Origin of the sequence: Ventrimonas sp., assembly GCF_048380235.1 — a bacterium.
In the GTDB taxonomy this organism is placed as follows: domain Bacteria; phylum Bacillota; class Clostridia; order Lachnospirales; family Lachnospiraceae; genus Brotaphodocola.
The window spans coordinates 39,284-58,835 of the sequence record NZ_DBFCCJ010000057.1 but is presented as its reverse complement, the minus strand read 5'-3'; the positions used below and the strand labels follow the sequence as shown (position 1 = coordinate 58,835).

The following is a 19,552-nucleotide window of genomic DNA, read 5'->3' as shown; positions in this document are numbered from 1 at the left end:
GAGGAGACCGCAGATGAAAGTACTGGTATATATTGAAACAAAAGAGGGTGCACCGGTTCCGGGCAGTCTGGAGCTTCTGACTGCCGCAAAGGAGCTTGGCGAGACAGTTGCCGTTGCCGCAGAGGATAAAGCTGCCGCAGAAAAGGCAGCAGCTTATGGAGCAAAGGTTACCGTATTAAAAACCGGTGAAGCTTCAGAAGATGCACAGACCGCTGCGCTGGAGAGCTATATCCGGGAAGTACAGCCGGAGCTGGTCCTGTTTTCCGGCACACAGCTCGGAAAAGACCTGGCACCGCGTCTGGCTCAGCGCTTTGACGCAGGCTGCGTAACCGATGTGACGGTCATTGACAAGACAGACAGCGGACTGGAATTTGTACGGCCGGCATACGGCGGAACCATTCTGGAGCGCCTTTTCGTATCCGGTCCCATCCGGTTTGCAACTGTCCGCAGCGGCAGTTTCGAAAAACCGGAGGCTGCAGAGGGCAGCGTAGAGGAAAAAGACATGCCGTTCGCTGAAGATATCCTCAAAGCAAAGGTTCTGGACGCAGCGAAGGAAATTACGGAAGCCATTGATCTGGAAGGTGCGGATGTCATTGTGACCGGAGGCCGCGGCATGGGTGACGCCGAAGGCTTTAAGCTGGTGGAGGAGCTGGCAGCACTGTTAGGCGGCGTGGTCGGAGCATCCCGTCCGGCTATCGAGGCAGGCTGGGCATCCCGTGCTCACCAGGTAGGCCAGTCCGGCAAGATCGTTGCGCCGAGGCTTTATATTGCCTGTGGTGTATCCGGAGCCATGCAGCATGTATCCGGTATCATGGGATCCAAATATATTGTAGCCATCAACAAGGATGAGGCTGCCTCTATTTTCGATATCGCGGATGTCGGTATTGTGGGAGATGTCAAAGAAATCCTTCCGCTTCTGATCGAAGAAATCAAAAAACGGAAATAAACTTGATGGCTGGGGGAGTTACCCTTATAATATGAGGAGGAATTACAATGGAAAAATATAATCAGCTGACTCCGGAAATTATTGCCCAGATTCAGGCAGTGTCAGATCACGTGCTCACAGGAGACGATATCAACGCAGACTTTGCAAGAGATGAGATGCCGATCTACGGCACCCATATGCCGGACCTGGTAGTTCAGCCAACCTCCACCGAGGAGGTTGCGGCAGTCATGAAGATCTGCTACGAAAATACCATCCCGGTGACTCCGAGAGGCGCCGGTACCGGTCTTGCAGGCGGTGCGGTTCCGCTTCTTGGCGGTGTGCTCATGGATACCTCCAAGATGAACCGGATCTTAAGCTACGACATGGAAAACTTTGTCGTAGAGATAGAGAGCGGCGTGCTCTTAAATGATCTGGCCAATGACTGTATAAGCAAAGGAATGATGTATCCGCCGGATCCGGGCGAAAAATTTGCATGTGTTGGCGGAAACGTATCTACGAACGCAGGTGGCATGAGAGCAGTCAAATACGGAGCAACCCGCGATTACGTGCGTGCCATGACCGTGGTCCTGCCGACCGGCGAGATCACCCATCTGGGCGCGACCGTATCCAAGACCTCTTCTGGCTACTCCCTGCTGAACCTGATGATCGGCTCCGAGGGAACACTGGGTATCATCACGGAGCTGACCTTAAAGATCATTCCGGCACCAAAGGTAGTGGCATCCCTCATCATTCCGTTTGAGGATTTAAATACCGCGCTTTCCGCTGTTCCGAAGATCAAAATGTCCGGCTTAAATCCGCAGGCCATCGAGTTCATGGAGCGTGAGATCGTCTTAAGCTCCGAGCGCTACATTGGCCGCAGCGTATTTCCGCAGGAGCTGGAGGGACAGCAGATCGGTGCTTATCTTCTGGTGACCCTGGATGCAGGCAGCCAGGATGAGCTGGACAACATGCTGGAGCAGATGGCAGAGCTGGTACTGGATGCCGGTGCCATGGATGTGCTGGTAGCGGATACCCCGGCCAAGATCAAGGATGCCTGGGCAGCACGCTCCTCATTCCTGGAAGCAATCATGCATGAGACAAAGCTGCTTGATGAGTGTGATGTTGTAGTTCCGGTCAATAAGATCGCAGATTATCTGGATTTTGTCAATAAGACCGGTGAGGATTGCGGACTGGTGATCAAGTCCTTCGGTCACGCAGGTGACGGAAACCTTCACATTTACCAGTGCTCCAACGACCTGGAGGAGGAAGAGTTTAAGTCTCGTGTCGACAAATTCTTTGAGATTATTTATAGGGAAGCTACCAATTGCGGAGGTCTGGTATCCGGCGAGCACGGAATCGGCTCCGGCAAGATTAAATACCTGGTAGATTCCGTCGGAGAGACCAACATGGCTCTCATGGAAGGCATCAAGCGCGTCTTCGATCCGAAGATGATCCTGAATCCCGGAAAGGTCTGCTATCGTCTGTAGGAGGAATTTTACTTGGAAGAGAAAAGCAGCCAGAAAGCATACGAACGTGTATTTGATTATTTTACGGCGGAGATTACCTCAGGCAGTCTCCGCCTGAATGATAAGATCCCGACGGAGCGTGCTCTGTCGGAAAACTTAAAGGTCAGCCGCAATTCCGCAAGAGAAGCACTTCATGTTCTTGAGATGATGGGGCTGATCGAGTGCATTCAGGGAAGCGGAAACTATATCCGCTGCAATACCAGAGAGTATATGACAAAGCTCATGTCCCTGACCATGGTGCTGCAGCATATCAATCATACAGAAGTCTTTGAGATGCGCTGCGGATTCGAGCAGACGGCCCTGGCGGCAGCAATGGAAGGCGCTCAGCCGGAAGAGCTTGCCCGGATGAAGGAAGTACTGGAAAAGATGGATCAGCCCATGAGCGCACAGGACAGCGCAGCCCTGGATGTGAAGTTCCACAAGATTTTAATGGAGATGTCCCACAACCAGCTGATGATCTTCTACGTAGACCAGATGGAGGATCTGCTGAGGCTGTTTGTAAAGGATCTGAGATCGTCGATCCTTTCGGACCGCCGCCGCTCCGCCGTGCTACGCAAGGCGCACTGGGACATTTACGAAGCGCTTGTGGCCCACGATGAGGCAGCAGGCGCAAAAGCCCTGAAAAAGCATTTTAATGTGGTGCGCAAACATCTGCAGAAACTGATCGAAATCTGACATGGAAAAACGGAGGAAAACTGTCTGCCCGGCAGTTTTCCTCCGTTTTTATTTCGGACGCACGGTTAACCGGCGAATGTGCCCGTCCGCAGATAACTGCTGCAGTGTCACAATGGCCATCACATGATAGCCTCCGAAGCATGCAATGAACTCGGCCTGGGACGGGCTTAGTACCGTCGGCTCCAGAATGGAGTACTGGCGGCAGAGAAATTTATTCCGGAAGAACATGGAGATGGCCTCCCTTCCGTACAGGTGATAGTCGTGCTGGGCCGTTCCGTTGGCGCAGTAATCGCAGTAGTGCCCGTCCTTTGTGAAGAGGCTGCCCAGCCCCTCATAGTCTTTGTTTTCTATCGCATCAATGTATTTTTCAATTGGCAGCATCCGTCAGTCCTCCTCTAATAAACCTTTTCTGTATTTAACAGAGCATCTGTTCCGCCGTCCACAAACATGACAATGCCGTTGATGCCGCAGGCCTTTTCCGAAGCCAGAAATACGATGGCCAGCGCGATCTCCTTCGGATCCATAAAGGTTTCCTGGCCGTAACGGGTCGGGATCGGCAGGGCATTTAAGGAAGCTCTGGCGCTGTGGGACATGGTGGCTGTCATGGCGCTTCCCACGTTGCCAGGAGCCACCGCGTTGATACGGACGCCGTTGGCTGCGTAGGAGGCGGAATGGCGGCGCACCCAGCGAGCCAGGGCATATTTGGAGGCGGCATAGATGCTGTTGCCGATACTTAAGTCGGAGGCATCCAGGGAGGAGACCAGACTGCGGATCTTGTGTTCATCATCACCGTTGTTATTGAGCAGATCCGCAATGTCCATGCGGGAAATATCCTGGGAGATGATGTTGGAGGAAACCGCGACACAGCTGCCGTGCCTCTTCTCCAGCAGGTCATAAGTGCCTTTGATGACAGATACCGCACCGAAGTAGTTTAGAGAGATGATTTTCGTGAGGCTTCCGCAGGCGCCGGATACGGCGGCACTTAAGATGAGACCGTCAAGACCCTCCGGGTGCAGGGCATGCAGCTCATCAATGACCTTCTGGCGTCCCTCCAGAGTCACCAGATCTGCGGTGATGTCACCCTTTAACAGGTCAATGTTGATGACCTCATGTCCTTCCTTTTTCAGCAATTCTACGGTTTTGGCTCCGATTCCGTGAGAGCCGCCGGTGACAGCGTATATGCCCATGGTGAGTCCTCCTTCACAAACGCCGCAAAGCCCGGCGGGGCCAGGCTTGCGTGATTTTTTATTTTTAATAAGCAGCTTTGAAGATGCCGATAACCTGTTCCCTGGTTGCCTTTCTCGGGTTGGTAAGCTGGCATACATCCTTCATGGCGTTCTCTGCCATGATGCCGAAGTCTTCCTCCTTGACACCCAGCTCGCGCAGGTTCTTTGGGATTCCGACCTGCTCGGAAATCTGGCGGATGGCAGCAATGGCTTTTCTTGCCGCATCCATCGTTGAGAGACCGTCAATGTTTTCGCCCATAGCCTTTGCGATATCGCGGAAACGGTTTGCGTTGCCGATCAGGTTGAATTCCTCTACATGCGGAAGCAGAATCGCGTTGCAGACGCCGTGGGGCAGGTTGTAGAAGCCGCCTAACTGGTGAGCCATAGCGTGAACATAGCCAAGGGAAGCATTGTTGAAGGCAATGCCGGCCAGGTACTGGCCGTAAGCCATTTTATCACGGGCCTTCATGTAGGTGCCGTTTGCAACGGCCTTCGGCAGATACTGGGTGATCATGGTGATGGCCATGAGGGCAGCGGCATCGGTCAGCGGGTTGGCATCGGTGGAAACGTAAGCCTCGATCGCGTGAGTCAGAGCGTCCATGCCGGTTGCGGCAGTCAGTGACGGCGGCATGCCGACCATTAACTTCGGGTCATTGATCGCGATCTGCGGGGTGACGCGCCAGTCCACAATGGCCATTTTCACATGACGGCTGGTATCGGTGATGATGCAGAAACGTGTGATCTCGGAAGCAGTTCCGGCAGTAGTGTTGATGGCGATCATCGGGCACATCGGTTTCGTGGATTTATCCACACCCTCATAATCGCGGATATTTCCGCCGTTGGAAGCAACCAGACCGATAGCCTTTGCGCAGTCGTGGGAAGAACCGCCGCCCAGGGAGATGATGGAGTCGCAGTTTCCTTTCCGGAACACTTCCAGTCCGCTCACCACGTTGGTATCCTTCGGGTTTGGCTCTGCGCCGCCGAAAACGACACTGTGGACTCCTGCTTTCTGCAGGATCTCCTGAATGGAAGCGGCCATACCGGAGGCTGCAAGAAAGGAATCCGTTACGATCAGAGCCTTCTTTCCGCCAAGGCTCTGCATCAGGGTGCCGGCCTCCTGTACGGAATCTTCACCGAATAAGTTTCTGGTAGGTAAAAAATAGTAAGTTGTTGCCATGAGATACACGCTCCTTTTTTGTTATTTGAGTGTCAACAGGGAGGCTGTCTGTTTGGGTGGGGGAACCCTTGTGCCGCTTCTGTGTGTCTGACATGGCAATATCATAGCAATGATTTGGTGCTGACAAAACGACCAGAATAGAAAAAGATTCAGATACCAGATGACAGAACCCGGAGGATGGCTTTTCCCGGCGCAGCAAAGCGCCGGTAACTACCACTGGATGAAAATATTGCCTAGCCTCCGAACGGTCTCTGACAGTGTCCGCTCATCTAGATCACAGTAGTTTAAGACCAGTACATGCTCATATTCCGGGCGGATTTCTGTACAGAACTCCGAGAGACAGGCAAGGTTGATGCCTTTGCTTCTGGCTGCCCAGCGGATCTCCACATCCGTCAGCGAGGTGTCCAGATACACCAGAAGATGGGTGCCGCAGCTGCCTCCGGTGATGCGGGAGGAAGGAATCAGGCTGCTCTGCTTGATGATGCGTAAAAGCCGCTCGCCCTCCTGACGGTAGTATTTTTTCAGGCGGCTCAGATGCCGCTCGAAGGAGCCATTTTCGATAAACCGCGCCAGGGCATACTGCTCGCAGCTGGATGCAGAATTCGAGTAGAAATTGGCACGCGCGATATAGTGCTCCATCAGTTTCCTTGGAAGCACCATATAGCTGATGCGGATAGCCGGAGCCAGGCTCTTGCTGAAGGTGTTCATGTAGATGACCCGGTGGCTTAAATCCATGCTCTGCAGGGCAGGAATGCTCTTGGTGGAGTAGCGGAACTCGCAGTCATAATCATCCTCGATGATATAGCGGTCCGCGGCCTCTGCCGCCCAGGAAAGCAGCTCCTGGCGCCGCCCGGCGGTTGTGACAGTCCCGAGCGGATAGTGGTGCTCCGGGGAAACATGGACAACATTTGCGCCGCTTTCCCGCAGGCTGGCCATGCTGACGCCGGATTCATCCATTTCAATGCTTTTCCATGGAAGTCCGAATTCCTCGTAAATACGCGGAATCTTCCGGTATCCGGGATTTTCCGCGCCATAAACGGAGTGCTCCGGCAAAAGCTTGATGAGCTTTTCATAGAGATATTCGATGCCGGCGCCGATGACAATGCATTCCGGTGAAACATTCATGCCGCGGGAGCGGTACAGATAGTCCGCAATAGCCTTTCGCAGTGCCGGCACACCGAGAAAATGAGCCCGCTGTACCAGCTCCAGGTCGTATTCGCTCAAAACCTCCCGCATGGTCTTGCGCCAGAGGGAGAAAGGAAATTTCTCATAGATGGTATTGTTGGAGGTAAAGTCCGCATACCAGGTATCTTCTTTGTAAAGCGGTTCAGGGTCTTCGGAAGCAAAGTTCCGGTCGGCGGTCCGCTCCGGCGCAGACACGGAGCAGGCGGAAATAGAGGAGCGTTCCGGTGCGGTTTCCAGCTTTGCGGCAAAGTAACCGCGCTTCTCCTCAGAGGTGATATAGCCCTCCGTCAGGAGCTGGTCATAGGCATTTATGACCGTACGCACACTGATCTGGTTGTCTGCAGCCAGCTCTCGTTTGGACGGCAGCTTAGTGCCTGCAGGAATACGCCCGTTTAAGATGTCTGCCTTCAGGCAGTGGTAAAGATATTCGTAGAGGGGGTGTGTTCCCCGTCCGGAAAAGTCATAAATCAGCATAATCTGGTATCCTCGCTTATTAAAAATCTGGTATCGTTTTATTTCCGATTATAACACATTTTACCGATTTGTCAGCACTTTCAGATATGTTTTGAGAATTCGGTGCGAAAAGCAGAAAATAATGATATAATGTTTCCTGATAAGAAAATGAAAGAAGTGGAGACAACATGGCTGTAGCGTATTACTATGATCATATGACGAAACCGAAACAGGCGGCTTACCGCAGCATGCTGGCAGGCCTCACAGAGCTTTCAGACAGTTTTCAGCTTCCTCTTTTAGATGCAAGGGAGCTTTCGGAAGTATTTCTGCAGCTGCGGCTGGATCACCCGGAATTGTTCTGGGCATCGGGATTTCATTTCCTTCACTATCAGGATTCGCCGAACCTGATCATGAAGCCGGAGTATTTGTTTGATAAAGGCAAGGTCCGGGAGCACCAGAAGGCCATGGCATCCCGGGTGGAGAAGCTGGCGCGACCGGCCAGAACACTTTCTGAGTGGGAAAAAGAAAAATACATTCATGATTTTATCTGTGAGAATGTCCGCTACGATAAATTAAAAAAAGCCTATTCTCACGAGATCATAGGTCCGCTGGGACAGGGCGTGGGCGTCTGCGAGGGCATTGCCAAGGCGGTGAAGGTTCTCTGTGACGCACTTGGACTCTGGTGCATGATCGCCATCTGCGGCAATAACCCGGAAAAAGGCATCAAATACCGGCATACCTGGAATATTGTCCGAATTGATGGAGTTTATTACCATCTGGATGTCACGTTCGACAACAGTCTTGGAAAATGCAGTATGACAGGTGAGGAAATCCGCTACGATTATTTTAATCTGGATGACAAATACATCTTCCGGGATCACGAGCCGCTCATTGCCCCGGCGCCGTCCTGTACGAACGGAGATCATTTCTACTATAAAGAAAAGAAGCTGTCCTTCACAAAGCTGGAGGAGGTGAAAAAACGGGCGCTGCAGGCAGCAAAGAAGGGAAAACTTTTCACATTCCACTGGCGTGGCGGCTATCTGACCAGACAGGTTCTGGAGGAACTGCTGGAACAGATCACGGAAGCCGGAAAGGAGCGGGGGAAAACGCCTCATGTGAGCTTAAACTGGTCCCAGGCGGTCCTGCGGATTCGCTATACGGAAGAACCGGCGTCAGCACCGGAACCGGATGTAAATATGGAAGAAGCGAATGAGGGAGAGAAGGAATAGTTATGAACGTATATCGGATGCTGGAAATACTGGGAGAGCAGAATCAGTTTGAGCTTCTGGAGGGTGAAAACGGATTTCATACGCCGCAGGATATCCGTCTGGTGTATCTGATGAACGATGCGGTGGAGTGTTTTCTGACCTTTCGGAATGCGCGGATCACGGGAGAATATCTGCCGGACTACAGCGGAGAACTGGGAACCCGGCTGGACCGCAATGAAGAGCGCTCCTCCCTGGTGGTGCATCAGGGTCACAATGTATTTACCATTTTTTTTGAAAAGCTGGAGCTGGAATATGAGCTTTATAACTATGGCGAGATCGGCCATTTCTGGGTAAAGGGTTATGAATATCTGCGGCAGCTCGAATACCGCATTGCTATTTTGTGGGACAAATACGAGTACATGGGCGAGGACTGCTGCAGTGAAACGGAACAGAAGCTTGCGTGGCTGGCGAAATTTCCACCGTTAAACTTTACCAGCTACCCTTCTGTGCCGCCCCAGTATCTTCCGGACCGGGAGGATGGCTGGCAGCTGGCGCCGGAGGCTCTGGAGGTTATGACGGATCTGGCAAAGGAAGCCGCAGATGCGTCGTTCCTTCGCGCGCTGGAGCTTTACGGAAAACATTCCGGCAGGTGGATGACAAAGTACATTGCTGTACTTTTGCACCGGAAGAAGCACGCAAAGGTTGTGGATCTGCTGACAGAGAAGCTGAAGCAGGCATCGGCTGTCCATCCCTGCCGGAGCTTTGGACCGGAGCGGGATGCCCGGTATGCACAGATCATGAAGGCGGCAGTGGCAGGGCAGCAGGCCCTGGAAGAAAAGGGGATCCGGTCTGTTGTCCTTCGGGAAGAGCCCTTTGTCCATGCCAGTGACACGCTGGAGTTTAAAGCACATCTGATGATCTGGATGCCGGGATGGTTCAATCGGAAAACAGAGATCCGGACCTTTACCTGCGAAAAACCGGAATAGGCTTTTTTCTTGTTTTATTGCAGGAAAACGGTTATAATGGTCCGTGAATATTTATAAAAGGAATGAAAAATGCGAATGAAAGATAAAATCATAACATCCCGCAGTTCCTCCCGGAGCATTACCCAGGATGTGGCAGTCTGCGGCTTATTTACGGCTCTGATCGCCGTGGGCGCTTTTATAAAAATCGTGATCCCGGTGGGCGCGGATACCATGAACTTTACCCTGCAGTGGCTGTTTGTGCTGCTGGCTGGTCTGCTTCTTGGTTCGAAGCGCGCATTTCGCAGCGTCGCGGTTTATCTGATCACCGGTCTCATCGGCTTTCCGATCTTTGCGCGGGGCGGCGGCCCTGCTTATCTGCTGCGGCCGACCTTTGGCTTTCTGCTGGGCTTTCTCCTGGCAGCGTGGGTGATCGGCTTTTTATGTGAAAAGCTCCGGCCGGCAAAATCCATCACCTGTTTTTTCACCACGCTGGTCGGGTTTGTGCTCTACTACGGAACGGGGATCCTTTATTTTTACCTGATCACACATCTGATGGCATCCCGGACGCCGGTGGGAATGGGCGTGATCGTTGGCGTTTACTGTCTGCCGACCATGCTGCCGGACCTGATGCTCTGTGTGCTGGCGGTCATGCTGGCGGGACGTTTACGGCCTGCAGTTTCAGCAGTGCTCAAAGCCTGAATAAGGCCGGAGGGGTTTGGGAATACTTGACAGAAAATCATACATGCTTACAAATATATGTTTTTCAATAGGAAGGAGAAGACTGACATGAACAAGAAACTTGCAAAACTTGGGGCAGCATCACTGTTAGCAGTCGGTGCCGGAAGCGTGCTGATGAAAAAAAACCGAATGAAATCAGCAGATCCGGAGGCAAAAGCGCAGCGCGAGAAGGAATTAAAAGAGTTTCGCAACACCGAGCGGGGCAAACAGGCAAAAAACAGCAAGGGTATCTATTATTCCAACGGCAACTACGAGGCATTTGCCCACCCGGAAAAGCCGGAGGGCGTGGATGACAAATCAGCCTACATCGTGGGAAGCGGCCTGGCTGCCCTGGCAGCAGCCTGCTTTTTAGTCCGCGACGGACAGATGAAGGGCGGGCACATTCACATTCTGGAGGCCATGGACATTGCGGGCGGCGCATGCGACGGCATTGAAGATCCGCTCCGCGGCTATGTTATGCGTGGCGGCCGTGAGATGGAAGACCATTTCGAGTGCCTGTGGGATCTGTTCCACAGTATTCCGTCTCTGGAGATACCGGGAGCTTCCGTACTGGACGAGTATTACTGGCTGAACAAGCATGACCCGAACTATTCCCTCTGCCGCGCAACGAAAAACCGCGGAGAGGATGCCCATACAGACGGCAAGTTCAACTTGAGCCAGAAAGGCTGCATGGAGATCATGAAGCTGTTCTTCACCCGGGATGAGGACCTCTACGACAAGAAGATCGAAGATATCTTCGATGACGAAGTATTCGGTTCCACCTTCTGGCTGTACTGGCGCACCATGTTTGCCTTTGAAACCTGGCACAGCGCCCTGGAGATGAAGCTGTACTTCCAGCGATTTATCCATCATATCGGCGGACTTCCGGATTTCTCCGCACTGAAGTTCACCAAGTACAACCAGTACGATTCCCTGATCCTGCCGATGCAGAAATATCTGGAGAACGCAGGCGTTCAGTTCCAGTTCAACACCCGCGTGACCAACGTGCTGTTCGATATTGAAGGCGCGAAGAAGACTGCGAAGAAGATCATCTGCACCGTAAATGGCGTGGAGACCGAGATCCCGTTAACCGAGAAGGATCTGGTATTTGTTACCAACGGAAGCTGTACCGAGGGCACCATCTACGGTGACCAGAACCACGCGCCGGTGGGAGACGCGGAGAAACGTGTCAGCGGCTGCTGGGAGCTCTGGAAGAACATCGCAAAGCAGCATGAGTCCTTCGGACATCCGGAGAAGTTCTGCTCCGATACCGAAAAGACCAACTGGGAGTCCGCAACCGTCACCACCTCCGATGACAAGATCATTTCCTATATCCAGAAGATCTGCAAGCGCGATCCGAGAAGCGGCCGCGTGGTAACCGGTGGTATCGTCAGCTGTCAGGATTCCAAATGGCTGTTAAGCTGGACCATCAATCGTCAGGGCCAGTTTAAGACCCAGAAGAAGGAAGATGTCTGCGTCTGGGTATACAGTCTCTTTACCGATGTGCCGGGCGATTACATCAAGAAGCCGATGAAGGAATGCACCGGTAAGGAAATCACAGCGGAATGGCTGTATCATCTGGGCGTTCCGGTGGAAGAGATTGACGAGCTGGCAGAAAATCACGCAGTCTGTGTTCCGACCATGATGCCGTATATTACAGCATTCTTTATGCCGAGACGCAAAGGCGACCGCCCGGATGTCATTCCGGATGGCAGCGTAAACTTCGCATTCCTTGGTCAGTTTGCCGAGACTCCGCGTGACACCATCTTTACCACCGAGTATTCCGTCCGTACCGCAATGGAGTCCGTATACGGTCTTCTCGGCGTGGACCGCGGTGTGCCGGAGGTATGGGGCAGCGTCTACGATATCCGCAACCTCTTAGACAGCACCGTGAAGCTGATGGATGGCAGGTCCCCGCTGGAGATGGAGCTTCCGGGACCGCTCAATATGTTAAAGAAACCGCTCTTAAAGAAACTCAAAGGAACTGTGATCGAGAAGGTCCTGCGGGATCATGATGTGATCCGGGATGGGATGATCTGAACAGACTAGCATTCATAACGAAGGGCCTGGAAGTCGCCGTCGGCGGCTTCCAGGCCCTGTTTCTTTTTTATGCGAATTTTTCCGTGTGATCTGCTGCTTTATAAATCTGGTAAATCTCTTCCTCTCCAAGAACACGGAACGCTCCGATGCTCCGCGTCCGGTGGTAGGTGCAGCGGTAGGCGAGGTCGTGAAGGGTGACATCATCCTGGAGGCCAATGTCCTTGTTTTCCTCCATGGAGGTTGGCATGCCGATGGAGCGGAAGAAGGCAACGGTCTTTTTCATGCCCTCCAGAGCGGCTTTTTCCTCATCAGCTTCGGTGACTCCCCAGACATTTCGCGCAAAGCGTGCAAACCGGGATGGCTTTGTACGGTACACAGCCTTCGCCCAGGCACCCCAGACGGTGGCCAGGGAAGCTCCGTGGGCGGTATCAAACATGGCGGACAGCTCGTGTCCCAGCTGATGTACGGCGAAATCCTTCACGCCGCCGAGTCCGGTCAGTCCGTTGTGGGAGAGAGAGCCGGCCCACATCAGTTCACTCATGGAATCATAGTCCTTTGGATCCTGTACAGCAATGCGGCCCTTGGCAATGACGGTACGCAGAAGCGCTTCTGCGATGGCATCGGTCAGCTCATTTTCATAAGGATTGAAATACCGGTCCATGGTGTGCATCATGATATCGGTCACGCCACAGGCTACCTGGTACGGCGGCAGTGTCATGGTCAGCTCCGGGTTCATGATGGCAAAGCGCGGGCGGTTCAGCTCCGTGCCTAAACCACGTTTTTCTCCGGTGGCAAGGTTTGTCAGAATCGCAGAGTCGCTGGATTCACTTCCAGCAGCTGAAATGGTCAGAACAGCGCCGACCGGAAGCGCGCGGTGCGGAGTCTTTTCCCGGGTCCAGAATTCCCAGATGTCGGTCGGGGCATTGGCCGCGCCGATGGCAATGGCCTTGGCGGTATCGATCACGGAACCGCCGCCGGCGCCGATCACGAAATCAGCACCGGATTTCAGGGCGAGCTTTACGCCTTCTCTGGCGTGCTCCAGGGTCGGGTTGGCCCTGACACCGCCAAAGAGCTCATAGGGGATCTGGTTTTCGGACAGGAGCTCACAGAGCTGGCTGAGCAGCCCGCTTCGCTCAATGCTCCCGCTTCCGTAGACAAGAAGCGCACGGCTTCCGCCGTGTTTGCGGATCTGCTCTGCTAACTGAAGCTGGGTATCTTTTCCGAAGACAATTTCGGTCGGGCAATGATATGTAAATGCATGCATGATAAAAACCCTCCTTTTCTTAGGAATATCATAACATGGATGACCGGAAAATGCCAGCGGCTTCCCAGCGGTTCATGCATTGCCGGTTAGTTCATCCAGGGAACCAAACCGGAATCCCATCTCCTCCCATTTTGTCAGAAGCTCATCTAATATTTCTCCGTTGGTTTTTGAGGTGCTGTGGAGCAGCACGATCGCACCGGGGTGTATGCGGCCCAGGAGCTTTTTGAAGGCTTCCTCGTGGGTGGGCTGCTTGTTTTCATACCAGTCCACGTAGGCCAGGCTCCAGAAAAAGGTGTGGTATCCCATGTCCTTTGCCATTTTTAAATTGGCTTCACTGTATTTTCCCTGGGGCGGCCGGTAATACTTTTTCATGGTCTGTCCGGTGACTTCCCGGTACTTCTGCTCCAGCTTTGAAAGCTCTTCCGAAAAAGAGGCCTGATCCGCAATTTTAGACATGTCCGGATGGTGCCAGGTGTGATTGCCGACCGTGTGTCCTTCTGCCACCATGCGCTTTACCAGCTCCGGGCTTGTTTCCAGATAGTTTCCCACCAGGAAGAAGGCCGCCGGCGCGTGATGCTTTTTCAGGGCATCCAGAATCGCGGCGGTGTTTCCGTTTTCGTAGCCGGCATCGAAGGTCAGGTAAATGACAGGATCGGTGGTATCCGCAATGTAGTGGGCCTGGAACTGCTTTAAGTAATCCGATGTGGCATTGGCTACAGGAGGTTTCCCCTCCTGCTGAAAGCTGAGACCCCAGTTATCGCAGGAGGCAGAAGCTGGGAGGGCTTCCCGGTTGCGAAGGGAGGAAACGGTGTGGGCCAGGACATTTCCGGCAAAAAACGCGCACAGGAACAGCGCGGTGGCTGCGGCCAGCTTTTTGCAGATCATACGTTTTGGATGGGGAAAGAATTGCATAAGATTCTCCGGTCAGAACATCTTCCTTCTATATTTATGGAAGAGTGAGTGATTTCAGAAGCAGATGCTTCCGTGACTGGCTGCAGAAAAACGCGGTAATTTAAGGTTGCTGTACACGGGTAGGCATTTTCTGAACTGAAAATGCCGTATGATATCGTGGTGGCAGCAGATTTTGCCGATTTGGAATGCGAAGCATCGGCAAAATCCGTTGCTGTTTGCGCAACGCGTGAACAGTAACAATTTAAGAAATCTGATGACAAGTTTAAGAAAGTTGTCATGTTTCATAAAATAAATCCATGCTATAATAAATCGAACGTAACTGTGAAGGGACTGAACAGTTACAAACGAATACAAATAATACAGGAGAAATACTTGCATGAAGCATAAAAATAAAATACAGATAGCCGGTCTGGGCCTGGCCCTGGCTCTTTCCCAGGCTGTAAGTGCCTATGCGGCAGGAACCGTGGTAGTAGGAAAAGCACCAGGCGAGACGGCAGCAGAGACCACCGCGGCGGAAGCCACAACGGAGAGCACGGTGACAGCGGCACCGGAGAACACGACGACAGCCACAACGAAAGCTGCCCCCGCGGTTTTGAGTACCCCGGCCCACGTAGTCACGGCGGGAAGCCACGCAGCCTCCGACAGTCCGACTCCGGCACCGCAGCCATCTACTGCGGCAGCAGACAGCACGCAGTCAACGGCTTCCGCGGCAGACATCAGTCAGCCGGAGGTTGCGGCCGAGGGCGCTGTACTGTTAAACGCGGCAACCGGTGAGGTCCTTTACGGAAAAAACCAGGATCAGCAGTTTTATCCGGCCAGCATCACCAAGGTCATGACGGCCCTGGTCGTTCTGGAACATTGCAATCTGAATGAAACCGTCACATTTTCAGAGACTGCCACGACCAATCTCGAATCCGGCGCGGTGGCGCTTGGTGTGTCTGCCGGCGACCAGCTGACCGTGGAACAGTCGCTGTATGGCCTTTTACTGAAATCAGCCAATGAGATCGGGAACGGCCTGGCGGAGCATGTATCCGGCAGTGTCAGCGCCTTTGCGGAGCTGATGAATGCAAAGGCGAAGGAGCTGGGCTGCAAAAACACACATTTTGCAAATCCGCATGGTTTAAACAACGAAAATCATAAAACAACACCCTACGATATGGCCCTGATCCTCAGGGCGGCGGTAGCCAATGATACCTTCCGCAAGATCGATACTACTACGTCCTACCAGTTCCCGGCCATCAAAAATGCCGCAGCCCGCACCATTACCATGGGCCACAAGATGATGTATAAAACGGACTCCCGCTATTATGAGGGCATCATCGGCGGAAAGACCGGCTATACCTCCAAGGCCGGAAACACGCTGGTAACAGCCGTGGAGCGGGACGGCGTGCGTCTGATCGCGGTAGTCATGAAGGCAAAGGGTACCCATTATACAGATACCAGAGCCATGCTGGACTATGGATTTGCATTGCATGACGCAGGAAAAATCTGACAGAAAGGTTCGAACACATTTTGAATACAGAAATGAAAATCCTCTCAGCCCTTGTGGCCGGAGGTGCTGCCGCGGCAGCTGTCGGCCTGGTCCGCTCCGGATATGAGCGCAGGCATTTTGTAGTGGAGGAAACCAGTATTTACTCTGAAAAAATCCGCAATCCGAGGACACTGGTGTTTCTGACGGACCTGCATGATAAAGAATTCGGCGAGGCAAACAGCCAGCTGCTTGGTTCCATCCGGACCATCCGTCCTGACCTGATCCTGATCGGCGGTGACATCATGGTAGCAAAGCCGGGAAAGGCCAGTCTGGAGGTCACCAGACGCTTCCTGGATGGCCTGTGTCAGGTGCAGACCCAGACAACCGGGGAAAATTCCGGAAAGCCCTTCCGCATATATTACGGGAACGGCAATCACGAGCAGCGTCTGGGGCGGGAATACAAGACCTACGGGGAAATGTACCGGGAGTTCCGCCGGATCCTGAAGCAGCGGAACATTTCGTATCTGTCAGACCGGTCGGTCAATCTGAGCGAAGAGATCCGCATCAGCGGCCTGAACCTCGATTCCGGCTGTTACCGGGATTTCGTTCCGGCACGCATGACCGCAGAGTATCTGGAACGTCACCTTGGTCCGGCGGATGACAGCCGGTTTCAGATCCTCCTGGCCCATTCGCCGCTTTATTTTGAACAGTACGCGGACTGGGGGGCAGACCTGACCCTGTCCGGCCATTTCCATGGCGGAACCATCCGTCTTCCGTTTGTAGGCGGTGTTATGACTCCGCAGTACCAGTTTTTCCATCCGTATTGTGCCGGCGAGTTTGAAAAGGACGGAAAGCACATGATTGTAGGGCGCGGCCTCGGCACCCACTCCATCAATATCCGTTTCTGCAACCGTCCGCAGCTTATGGTAGTGCGGCTTTTGCCAAAAACCGATGAGGAAGAAGATTAACCTCTGTTTACAGAACAGGGGTTTTTTGTTATACTGTAACATACGTGTCCGTCTGCCGGAAGGCAGGCGTGAGTATCAAAAGAACAGCCGGATCCGGGAGGAATTTGGGAACAGAACATGGCAATTTCATATAAGCTGGAAAAGTTTGAAGGCCCGCTGGACCTTCTTTTACACCTGATCGAAAAAAATAAAGTAGATATTTACGATATCCCCATCGTGGAGATCACAAAGCAGTATCTGGACTATGTGAACCAGATGGAAAAAGAAGACTTAAACATTGTCAGCGATTTCCTGGTCATGGCAGCCACGCTGCTGGATATCAAATCCCGCATGCTGCTTCCGGTACCGGAAACAGAAGAAGGGGAAGAGGAAGACCCGAGAGCAGAGCTGGTGGCAAGGCTCCTGGAATACAAAAAATACAAGCTTATGGCACAGGAACTGGCCGATATGGAAGACGCGGCGGGAGATGTGCTGTTTAAAGTGCCGACCGTGCCGAAAGAGGTTGCAAAGTACGAGCCGCCGGTGGATCTGGACCAGCTGTTAGACGGCCTGACCCTGGCAAAGCTGCAGCGGATCTTTGATTCCATCATGCGTCGCCAGAAGGAAAAGGTTGACCCGATCCGAAGCAAATTCGGAACCATCAGGCGGGAGCCTGTCAGTCTGGAAGCCAAGATCATGGATGTCATGCATTACGCCAGAAAGCACCGGAAATTCAGCTTCCGGCAGATGCTGGAGCGGCAGGCAGATAAGGTAGAAGTGGTCGTTGCGTTTCTGGCCATTCTGGAGCTGATGAAGATCGGCAAGATCCATCTGACCCAGGAGTATACCTTTGATGATATGTGGATCGAGACACTGGAACAGGAAGGCGAAGAGGGCGAGCTGGAGCTGGAAGACTTAAGCGGCCTGGAAGGTGGTTAACAGTTAAATATAAATTATAAAATCATATAATTTGGTGTTGAGTTTTATAAGATATTAGAGTGGAATTTTATTGAAAGGAGTTGATACTTTGAGTAAATATTATTCTATACATGAATTTTCAAAAATTATAGGCGTATCTGCTCAGACATTACGAAATTGGGATGCCAATGGAAAACTTCATCCGCATCATACTGCAGTCAGTGGCTATAGATATTATTCCGATGAACAACTCAACCAAGTAATAAATGTAAAGCCTAAAAATCGCATTACAATTGGATATTGTCGCGTTTCCAGCTATAAACAAAAAGATGATTTGGAACGACAGATTGATAATGTCAAGACATATCTTCTAGCAAAAGGGCAGCCGTTTGAGATAATAAGTGATATCGGTTCTGGAATCAATTATAAGAAAAAAGGGCTTCAGGAATTGATCAGACGAATCTCTCAAAATCAGGTTGAAAAGGTTGTTGTTTTATATAAAGATAGGCTATTGCGATTTGGTTTTGAGTTGATAGAATATATTGCTTCACTTTATAATTGTGAGATTGAGATTATTGATAATACTGAAAAATCTGAACAGCAGGAACTTGTTGAAGATTTGGTTCAAATAATCACAGTATTCAGTTGCAAATTACAAGGAAAACGAGCGAACAAAGCTAAGAAACTTATCCGAGAATTGATACAGGAGGAAACAGATGGTAAAAGCCATAAAAGTAATGTTGATACCAAACAACGTACAGAAAACTAAGATGTTTCAGTACGCAGGAGCTTCAAGATTTGCTTATAACTGGGCTTTGGTCAGGGAAAAAGAAAGCTACGAAAAAGGTGGCAAATTCATTTCAGATTCAGAACTCAGAAAAGAATTTACAAAGCTTAGACATTCTGATGAATACGCATGGTTATTAAATATTTCAAATAATGTAACCAAACAGGCAATCAAAGATGCCTGCACTGCGTATAAGAATTTTTTCAAAGGTTTGCAAAAATTCCCAAGATTCAAGTCCAGAAAGAGATCAATGCCGAAGTTCTATCAGGACAACGTTAAGATACAATTCAGCAATACCCACGTTAAATTTGAAGGTTTTTCTTCCAGTAGAAAAGCAAATAAGCAAAAATTGAATTGGGTAAAACTTGCAGAACATGGACGCATTCCGACAGATGCTAAATATATGAATCCGAGAATATCCTTTGACGGCTTGAACTGGTGGATCAGTGTATGTGTGGAATTTCCTGATTGCAAGGAAATACTTAATGATGATGGAGTCGGTATAGACTTAGGAATTAAAGATTTGGCAGTCTGCTCTGATGCCGTTAAGTATAAGAACATCAATAAGAGTCAGAAAGTAAAGAAACTAGAAAAACAGAAACGCAGATTACAGCGTAGTATCTCTCGTTCTTACGAGAAAAATAAGAAAGGGGAAAGTTACTGTAAAACAAATAATGTAATCAAAAAGGAAAAACTTTTATTAAAACGAAATCACAGATTAACAAACATCCGTAAAAACTATTTGAATCAGACCATATCTGAGATCGTAAATCGAAAGCCAAGATTTATTTGTATTGAAAATCTGAATATCAGCGGAATGATGAAAAATAGACATTTATCCAAAGCAGTACAGGAACAAGGATTTTTTTGGTTTAGAAAACAGCTTGAATACAAATGCAATGATAAAGGGATTCAGCTTATTGTGGCTGATCGGTTTTATCCATCATCAAAGCTTTGTAGCTGCTGTGGAAACATCAAAAAAGATTTGAAGTTATCTGACAGGGTTTATAGATGTGAATGTGGGAATATGATTGACAGAGATTTCCAGGCATCTATAAATCTCAAGGCTTATGGAGAACGATTTGCAAGCTAACACTGAAACGTTAATGCAAATATGTACGGATACGTTAGTCCGGAATTTACGCCTATGGAGAGT

17 protein-coding genes and 1 pseudogene are annotated in these 19,552 nt (G+C 51.1%); 12 read left to right on the top strand and 6 right to left on the bottom strand.

Annotated elements, in window-relative coordinates; all coding sequences use genetic code 11:
* Positions 1-13 precede the first annotated feature (13 nt).
* Genes ACMP1L_RS09740 through ACMP1L_RS09730 form a run of 3 tightly spaced genes read left to right on the top strand, consistent with a single transcriptional unit; the run spans position 14 to position 3,126 of the window.
* Positions 14-946 carry an electron transfer flavoprotein subunit alpha/FixB family protein gene (locus ACMP1L_RS09740; RefSeq protein ID WP_418452895.1) on the top strand — a complete coding sequence of 311 codons (933 nt, stop codon included), beginning with the start codon at positions 14-16 and terminating at the stop codon, positions 944-946.
* 47 nt (positions 947-993) lie between these two features.
* Entirely contained in the window at positions 994-2,412 is a 1,419-nt protein-coding gene (locus ACMP1L_RS09735; protein WP_177304084.1) for an FAD-binding oxidoreductase, read from the top strand.
* A gap of 12 nt (positions 2,413-2,424) precedes the next feature.
* On the top strand, positions 2,425-3,126 hold the full coding sequence (locus ACMP1L_RS09730) for a FadR/GntR family transcriptional regulator (RefSeq protein WP_373243006.1): 702 nt from the start codon (positions 2,425-2,427) through the stop codon (positions 3,124-3,126).
* A gap of 48 nt (positions 3,127-3,174) precedes the next feature.
* Here the strand turns inward: ACMP1L_RS09730 and ACMP1L_RS09725 are convergent, their stop codons facing one another.
* From ACMP1L_RS09725 to pdxR, 4 genes are all read right to left on the bottom strand, one after another.
* Positions 3,175-3,507 carry a nuclear transport factor 2-like protein gene (locus ACMP1L_RS09725; protein WP_177304082.1) on the bottom strand — a complete coding sequence of 111 codons (333 nt, stop codon included), beginning with the start codon at positions 3,505-3,507 and terminating at the stop codon, positions 3,175-3,177.
* A gap of 14 nt (positions 3,508-3,521) precedes the next feature.
* A complete protein-coding gene (locus ACMP1L_RS09720) occupies positions 3,522-4,313 on the bottom strand; it encodes an SDR family oxidoreductase (protein ID WP_177304081.1) in 792 nt (263 codons plus the stop codon).
* Between the two features lie 64 nt (positions 4,314-4,377).
* Positions 4,378-5,529, bottom strand: a complete 1,152-nt coding sequence (locus tag ACMP1L_RS09715; RefSeq protein ID WP_418452894.1) for an iron-containing alcohol dehydrogenase — start codon at positions 5,527-5,529, stop codon at positions 4,378-4,380.
* 210 nt (positions 5,530-5,739) lie between these two features.
* Positions 5,740-7,188 carry a MocR-like pyridoxine biosynthesis transcription factor PdxR gene (gene pdxR, locus ACMP1L_RS09710; RefSeq protein ID WP_177304079.1) on the bottom strand — a complete coding sequence of 483 codons (1,449 nt, stop codon included), beginning with the start codon at positions 7,186-7,188 and terminating at the stop codon, positions 5,740-5,742.
* A 167-nt stretch (positions 7,189-7,355) separates the two neighbouring features.
* Here pdxR and ACMP1L_RS09705 point away from each other — a divergent pair, with 167 nt between their 5' ends.
* From ACMP1L_RS09705 to ACMP1L_RS09690, 4 genes are all read left to right on the top strand, one after another.
* Positions 7,356-8,396, top strand: a complete 1,041-nt coding sequence (locus ACMP1L_RS09705; RefSeq protein WP_418452893.1) for a transglutaminase domain-containing protein — start codon at positions 7,356-7,358, stop codon at positions 8,394-8,396.
* Positions 8,397-8,398: 2 nt separating this feature from the next.
* A complete protein-coding gene (locus tag ACMP1L_RS09700) occupies positions 8,399-9,361 on the top strand; it encodes a DUF3878 family protein (RefSeq protein ID WP_418452891.1) in 963 nt (320 codons plus the stop codon).
* A gap of 69 nt (positions 9,362-9,430) precedes the next feature.
* A complete protein-coding gene (locus tag ACMP1L_RS09695) occupies positions 9,431-10,039 on the top strand; it encodes a biotin transporter BioY (RefSeq protein ID WP_475544537.1) in 609 nt (202 codons plus the stop codon).
* An 87-nt stretch (positions 10,040-10,126) separates the two neighbouring features.
* On the top strand, positions 10,127-12,097 hold the full coding sequence (locus ACMP1L_RS09690; protein WP_418452889.1) for an oleate hydratase: 1,971 nt from the start codon (positions 10,127-10,129) through the stop codon (positions 12,095-12,097).
* Between the two features lie 67 nt (positions 12,098-12,164).
* On the opposite strand, the gene ACMP1L_RS09685 is transcribed toward ACMP1L_RS09690, so the two are convergent.
* Positions 12,165-13,361 (bottom strand): iron-containing alcohol dehydrogenase, encoded by a 1,197-nt coding sequence (locus ACMP1L_RS09685; RefSeq protein ID WP_418452888.1) that lies wholly within the window; start codon positions 13,359-13,361, stop codon positions 12,165-12,167.
* A gap of 72 nt (positions 13,362-13,433) precedes the next feature.
* Positions 13,434-14,273, bottom strand: coding sequence for a polysaccharide deacetylase family protein (locus ACMP1L_RS09680; protein ID WP_418452887.1), 840 nt, complete (start codon positions 14,271-14,273; stop codon positions 13,434-13,436).
* A gap of 715 nt (positions 14,274-14,988) precedes the next feature.
* Between ACMP1L_RS09680 and ACMP1L_RS09675 the strand changes: the two are divergent.
* From ACMP1L_RS09675 to ACMP1L_RS09655, 5 genes and pseudogenes are all read left to right on the top strand, one after another.
* Positions 14,989-15,756, top strand: a pseudogene (locus tag ACMP1L_RS09675) (D-alanyl-D-alanine carboxypeptidase family protein); the annotation flags it as partial.
* A gap of 47 nt (positions 15,757-15,803) precedes the next feature.
* Positions 15,804-16,712, top strand: a complete 909-nt coding sequence (locus tag ACMP1L_RS09670) for a metallophosphoesterase (protein ID WP_475544538.1) — start codon at positions 15,804-15,806, stop codon at positions 16,710-16,712.
* A 117-nt stretch (positions 16,713-16,829) separates the two neighbouring features.
* Positions 16,830-17,630 (top strand): segregation and condensation protein A, encoded by an 801-nt coding sequence (locus ACMP1L_RS09665; RefSeq protein WP_418452883.1) that lies wholly within the window; start codon positions 16,830-16,832, stop codon positions 17,628-17,630.
* A gap of 88 nt (positions 17,631-17,718) precedes the next feature.
* Complete coding sequence (locus ACMP1L_RS09660) at positions 17,719-18,378, top strand: IS607 family transposase (RefSeq protein ID WP_418452882.1); 660 nt, start codon at positions 17,719-17,721, stop codon at positions 18,376-18,378.
* Positions 18,326-19,489, top strand: a complete 1,164-nt coding sequence (locus tag ACMP1L_RS09655; RefSeq protein ID WP_418452881.1) for an RNA-guided endonuclease InsQ/TnpB family protein — start codon at positions 18,326-18,328, stop codon at positions 19,487-19,489. The genes ACMP1L_RS09660 and ACMP1L_RS09655 overlap by 53 nt, the downstream gene beginning before the upstream one ends.
* Positions 19,490-19,552 lie beyond the last annotated feature (63 nt).

Coding starts and splice junctions, on each gene's coding strand:
- ACMP1L_RS09740 (WP_418452895.1), top strand. CDS start 14: ATGAAAGTACTGGTATATATTGAAACAAAAGAGGGTGCACCGGTTCCG.
- ACMP1L_RS09735 (WP_177304084.1), top strand. CDS start 994: ATGGAAAAATATAATCAGCTGACTCCGGAAATTATTGCCCAGATTCAG.
- ACMP1L_RS09725 (WP_177304082.1), bottom strand. CDS start 3,507: ATGCTGCCAATTGAAAAATACATTGATGCGATAGAAAACAAAGACTAT.
- ACMP1L_RS09720 (WP_177304081.1), bottom strand. CDS start 4,313: ATGGGCATATACGCTGTCACCGGCGGCTCTCACGGAATCGGAGCCAAA.
- ACMP1L_RS09715 (WP_418452894.1), bottom strand. CDS start 5,529: ATGGCAACAACTTACTATTTTTTACCTACCAGAAACTTATTCGGTGAA.
- pdxR (WP_177304079.1), bottom strand. CDS start 7,188: ATGCTGATTTATGACTTTTCCGGACGGGGAACACACCCCCTCTACGAA.
- ACMP1L_RS09705 (WP_418452893.1), top strand. CDS start 7,356: ATGGCTGTAGCGTATTACTATGATCATATGACGAAACCGAAACAGGCG.
- ACMP1L_RS09700 (WP_418452891.1), top strand. CDS start 8,399: ATGAACGTATATCGGATGCTGGAAATACTGGGAGAGCAGAATCAGTTT.
- ACMP1L_RS09695 (WP_475544537.1), top strand. CDS start 9,431: ATGCGAATGAAAGATAAAATCATAACATCCCGCAGTTCCTCCCGGAGC.
- ACMP1L_RS09690 (WP_418452889.1), top strand. CDS start 10,127: ATGAACAAGAAACTTGCAAAACTTGGGGCAGCATCACTGTTAGCAGTC.
- ACMP1L_RS09685 (WP_418452888.1), bottom strand. CDS start 13,361: ATGCATGCATTTACATATCATTGCCCGACCGAAATTGTCTTCGGAAAA.
- ACMP1L_RS09680 (WP_418452887.1), bottom strand. CDS start 14,273: ATGCAATTCTTTCCCCATCCAAAACGTATGATCTGCAAAAAGCTGGCC.
- ACMP1L_RS09665 (WP_418452883.1), top strand. CDS start 16,830: ATGGCAATTTCATATAAGCTGGAAAAGTTTGAAGGCCCGCTGGACCTT.
- ACMP1L_RS09655 (WP_418452881.1), top strand. CDS start 18,326: ATGGTAAAAGCCATAAAAGTAATGTTGATACCAAACAACGTACAGAAA.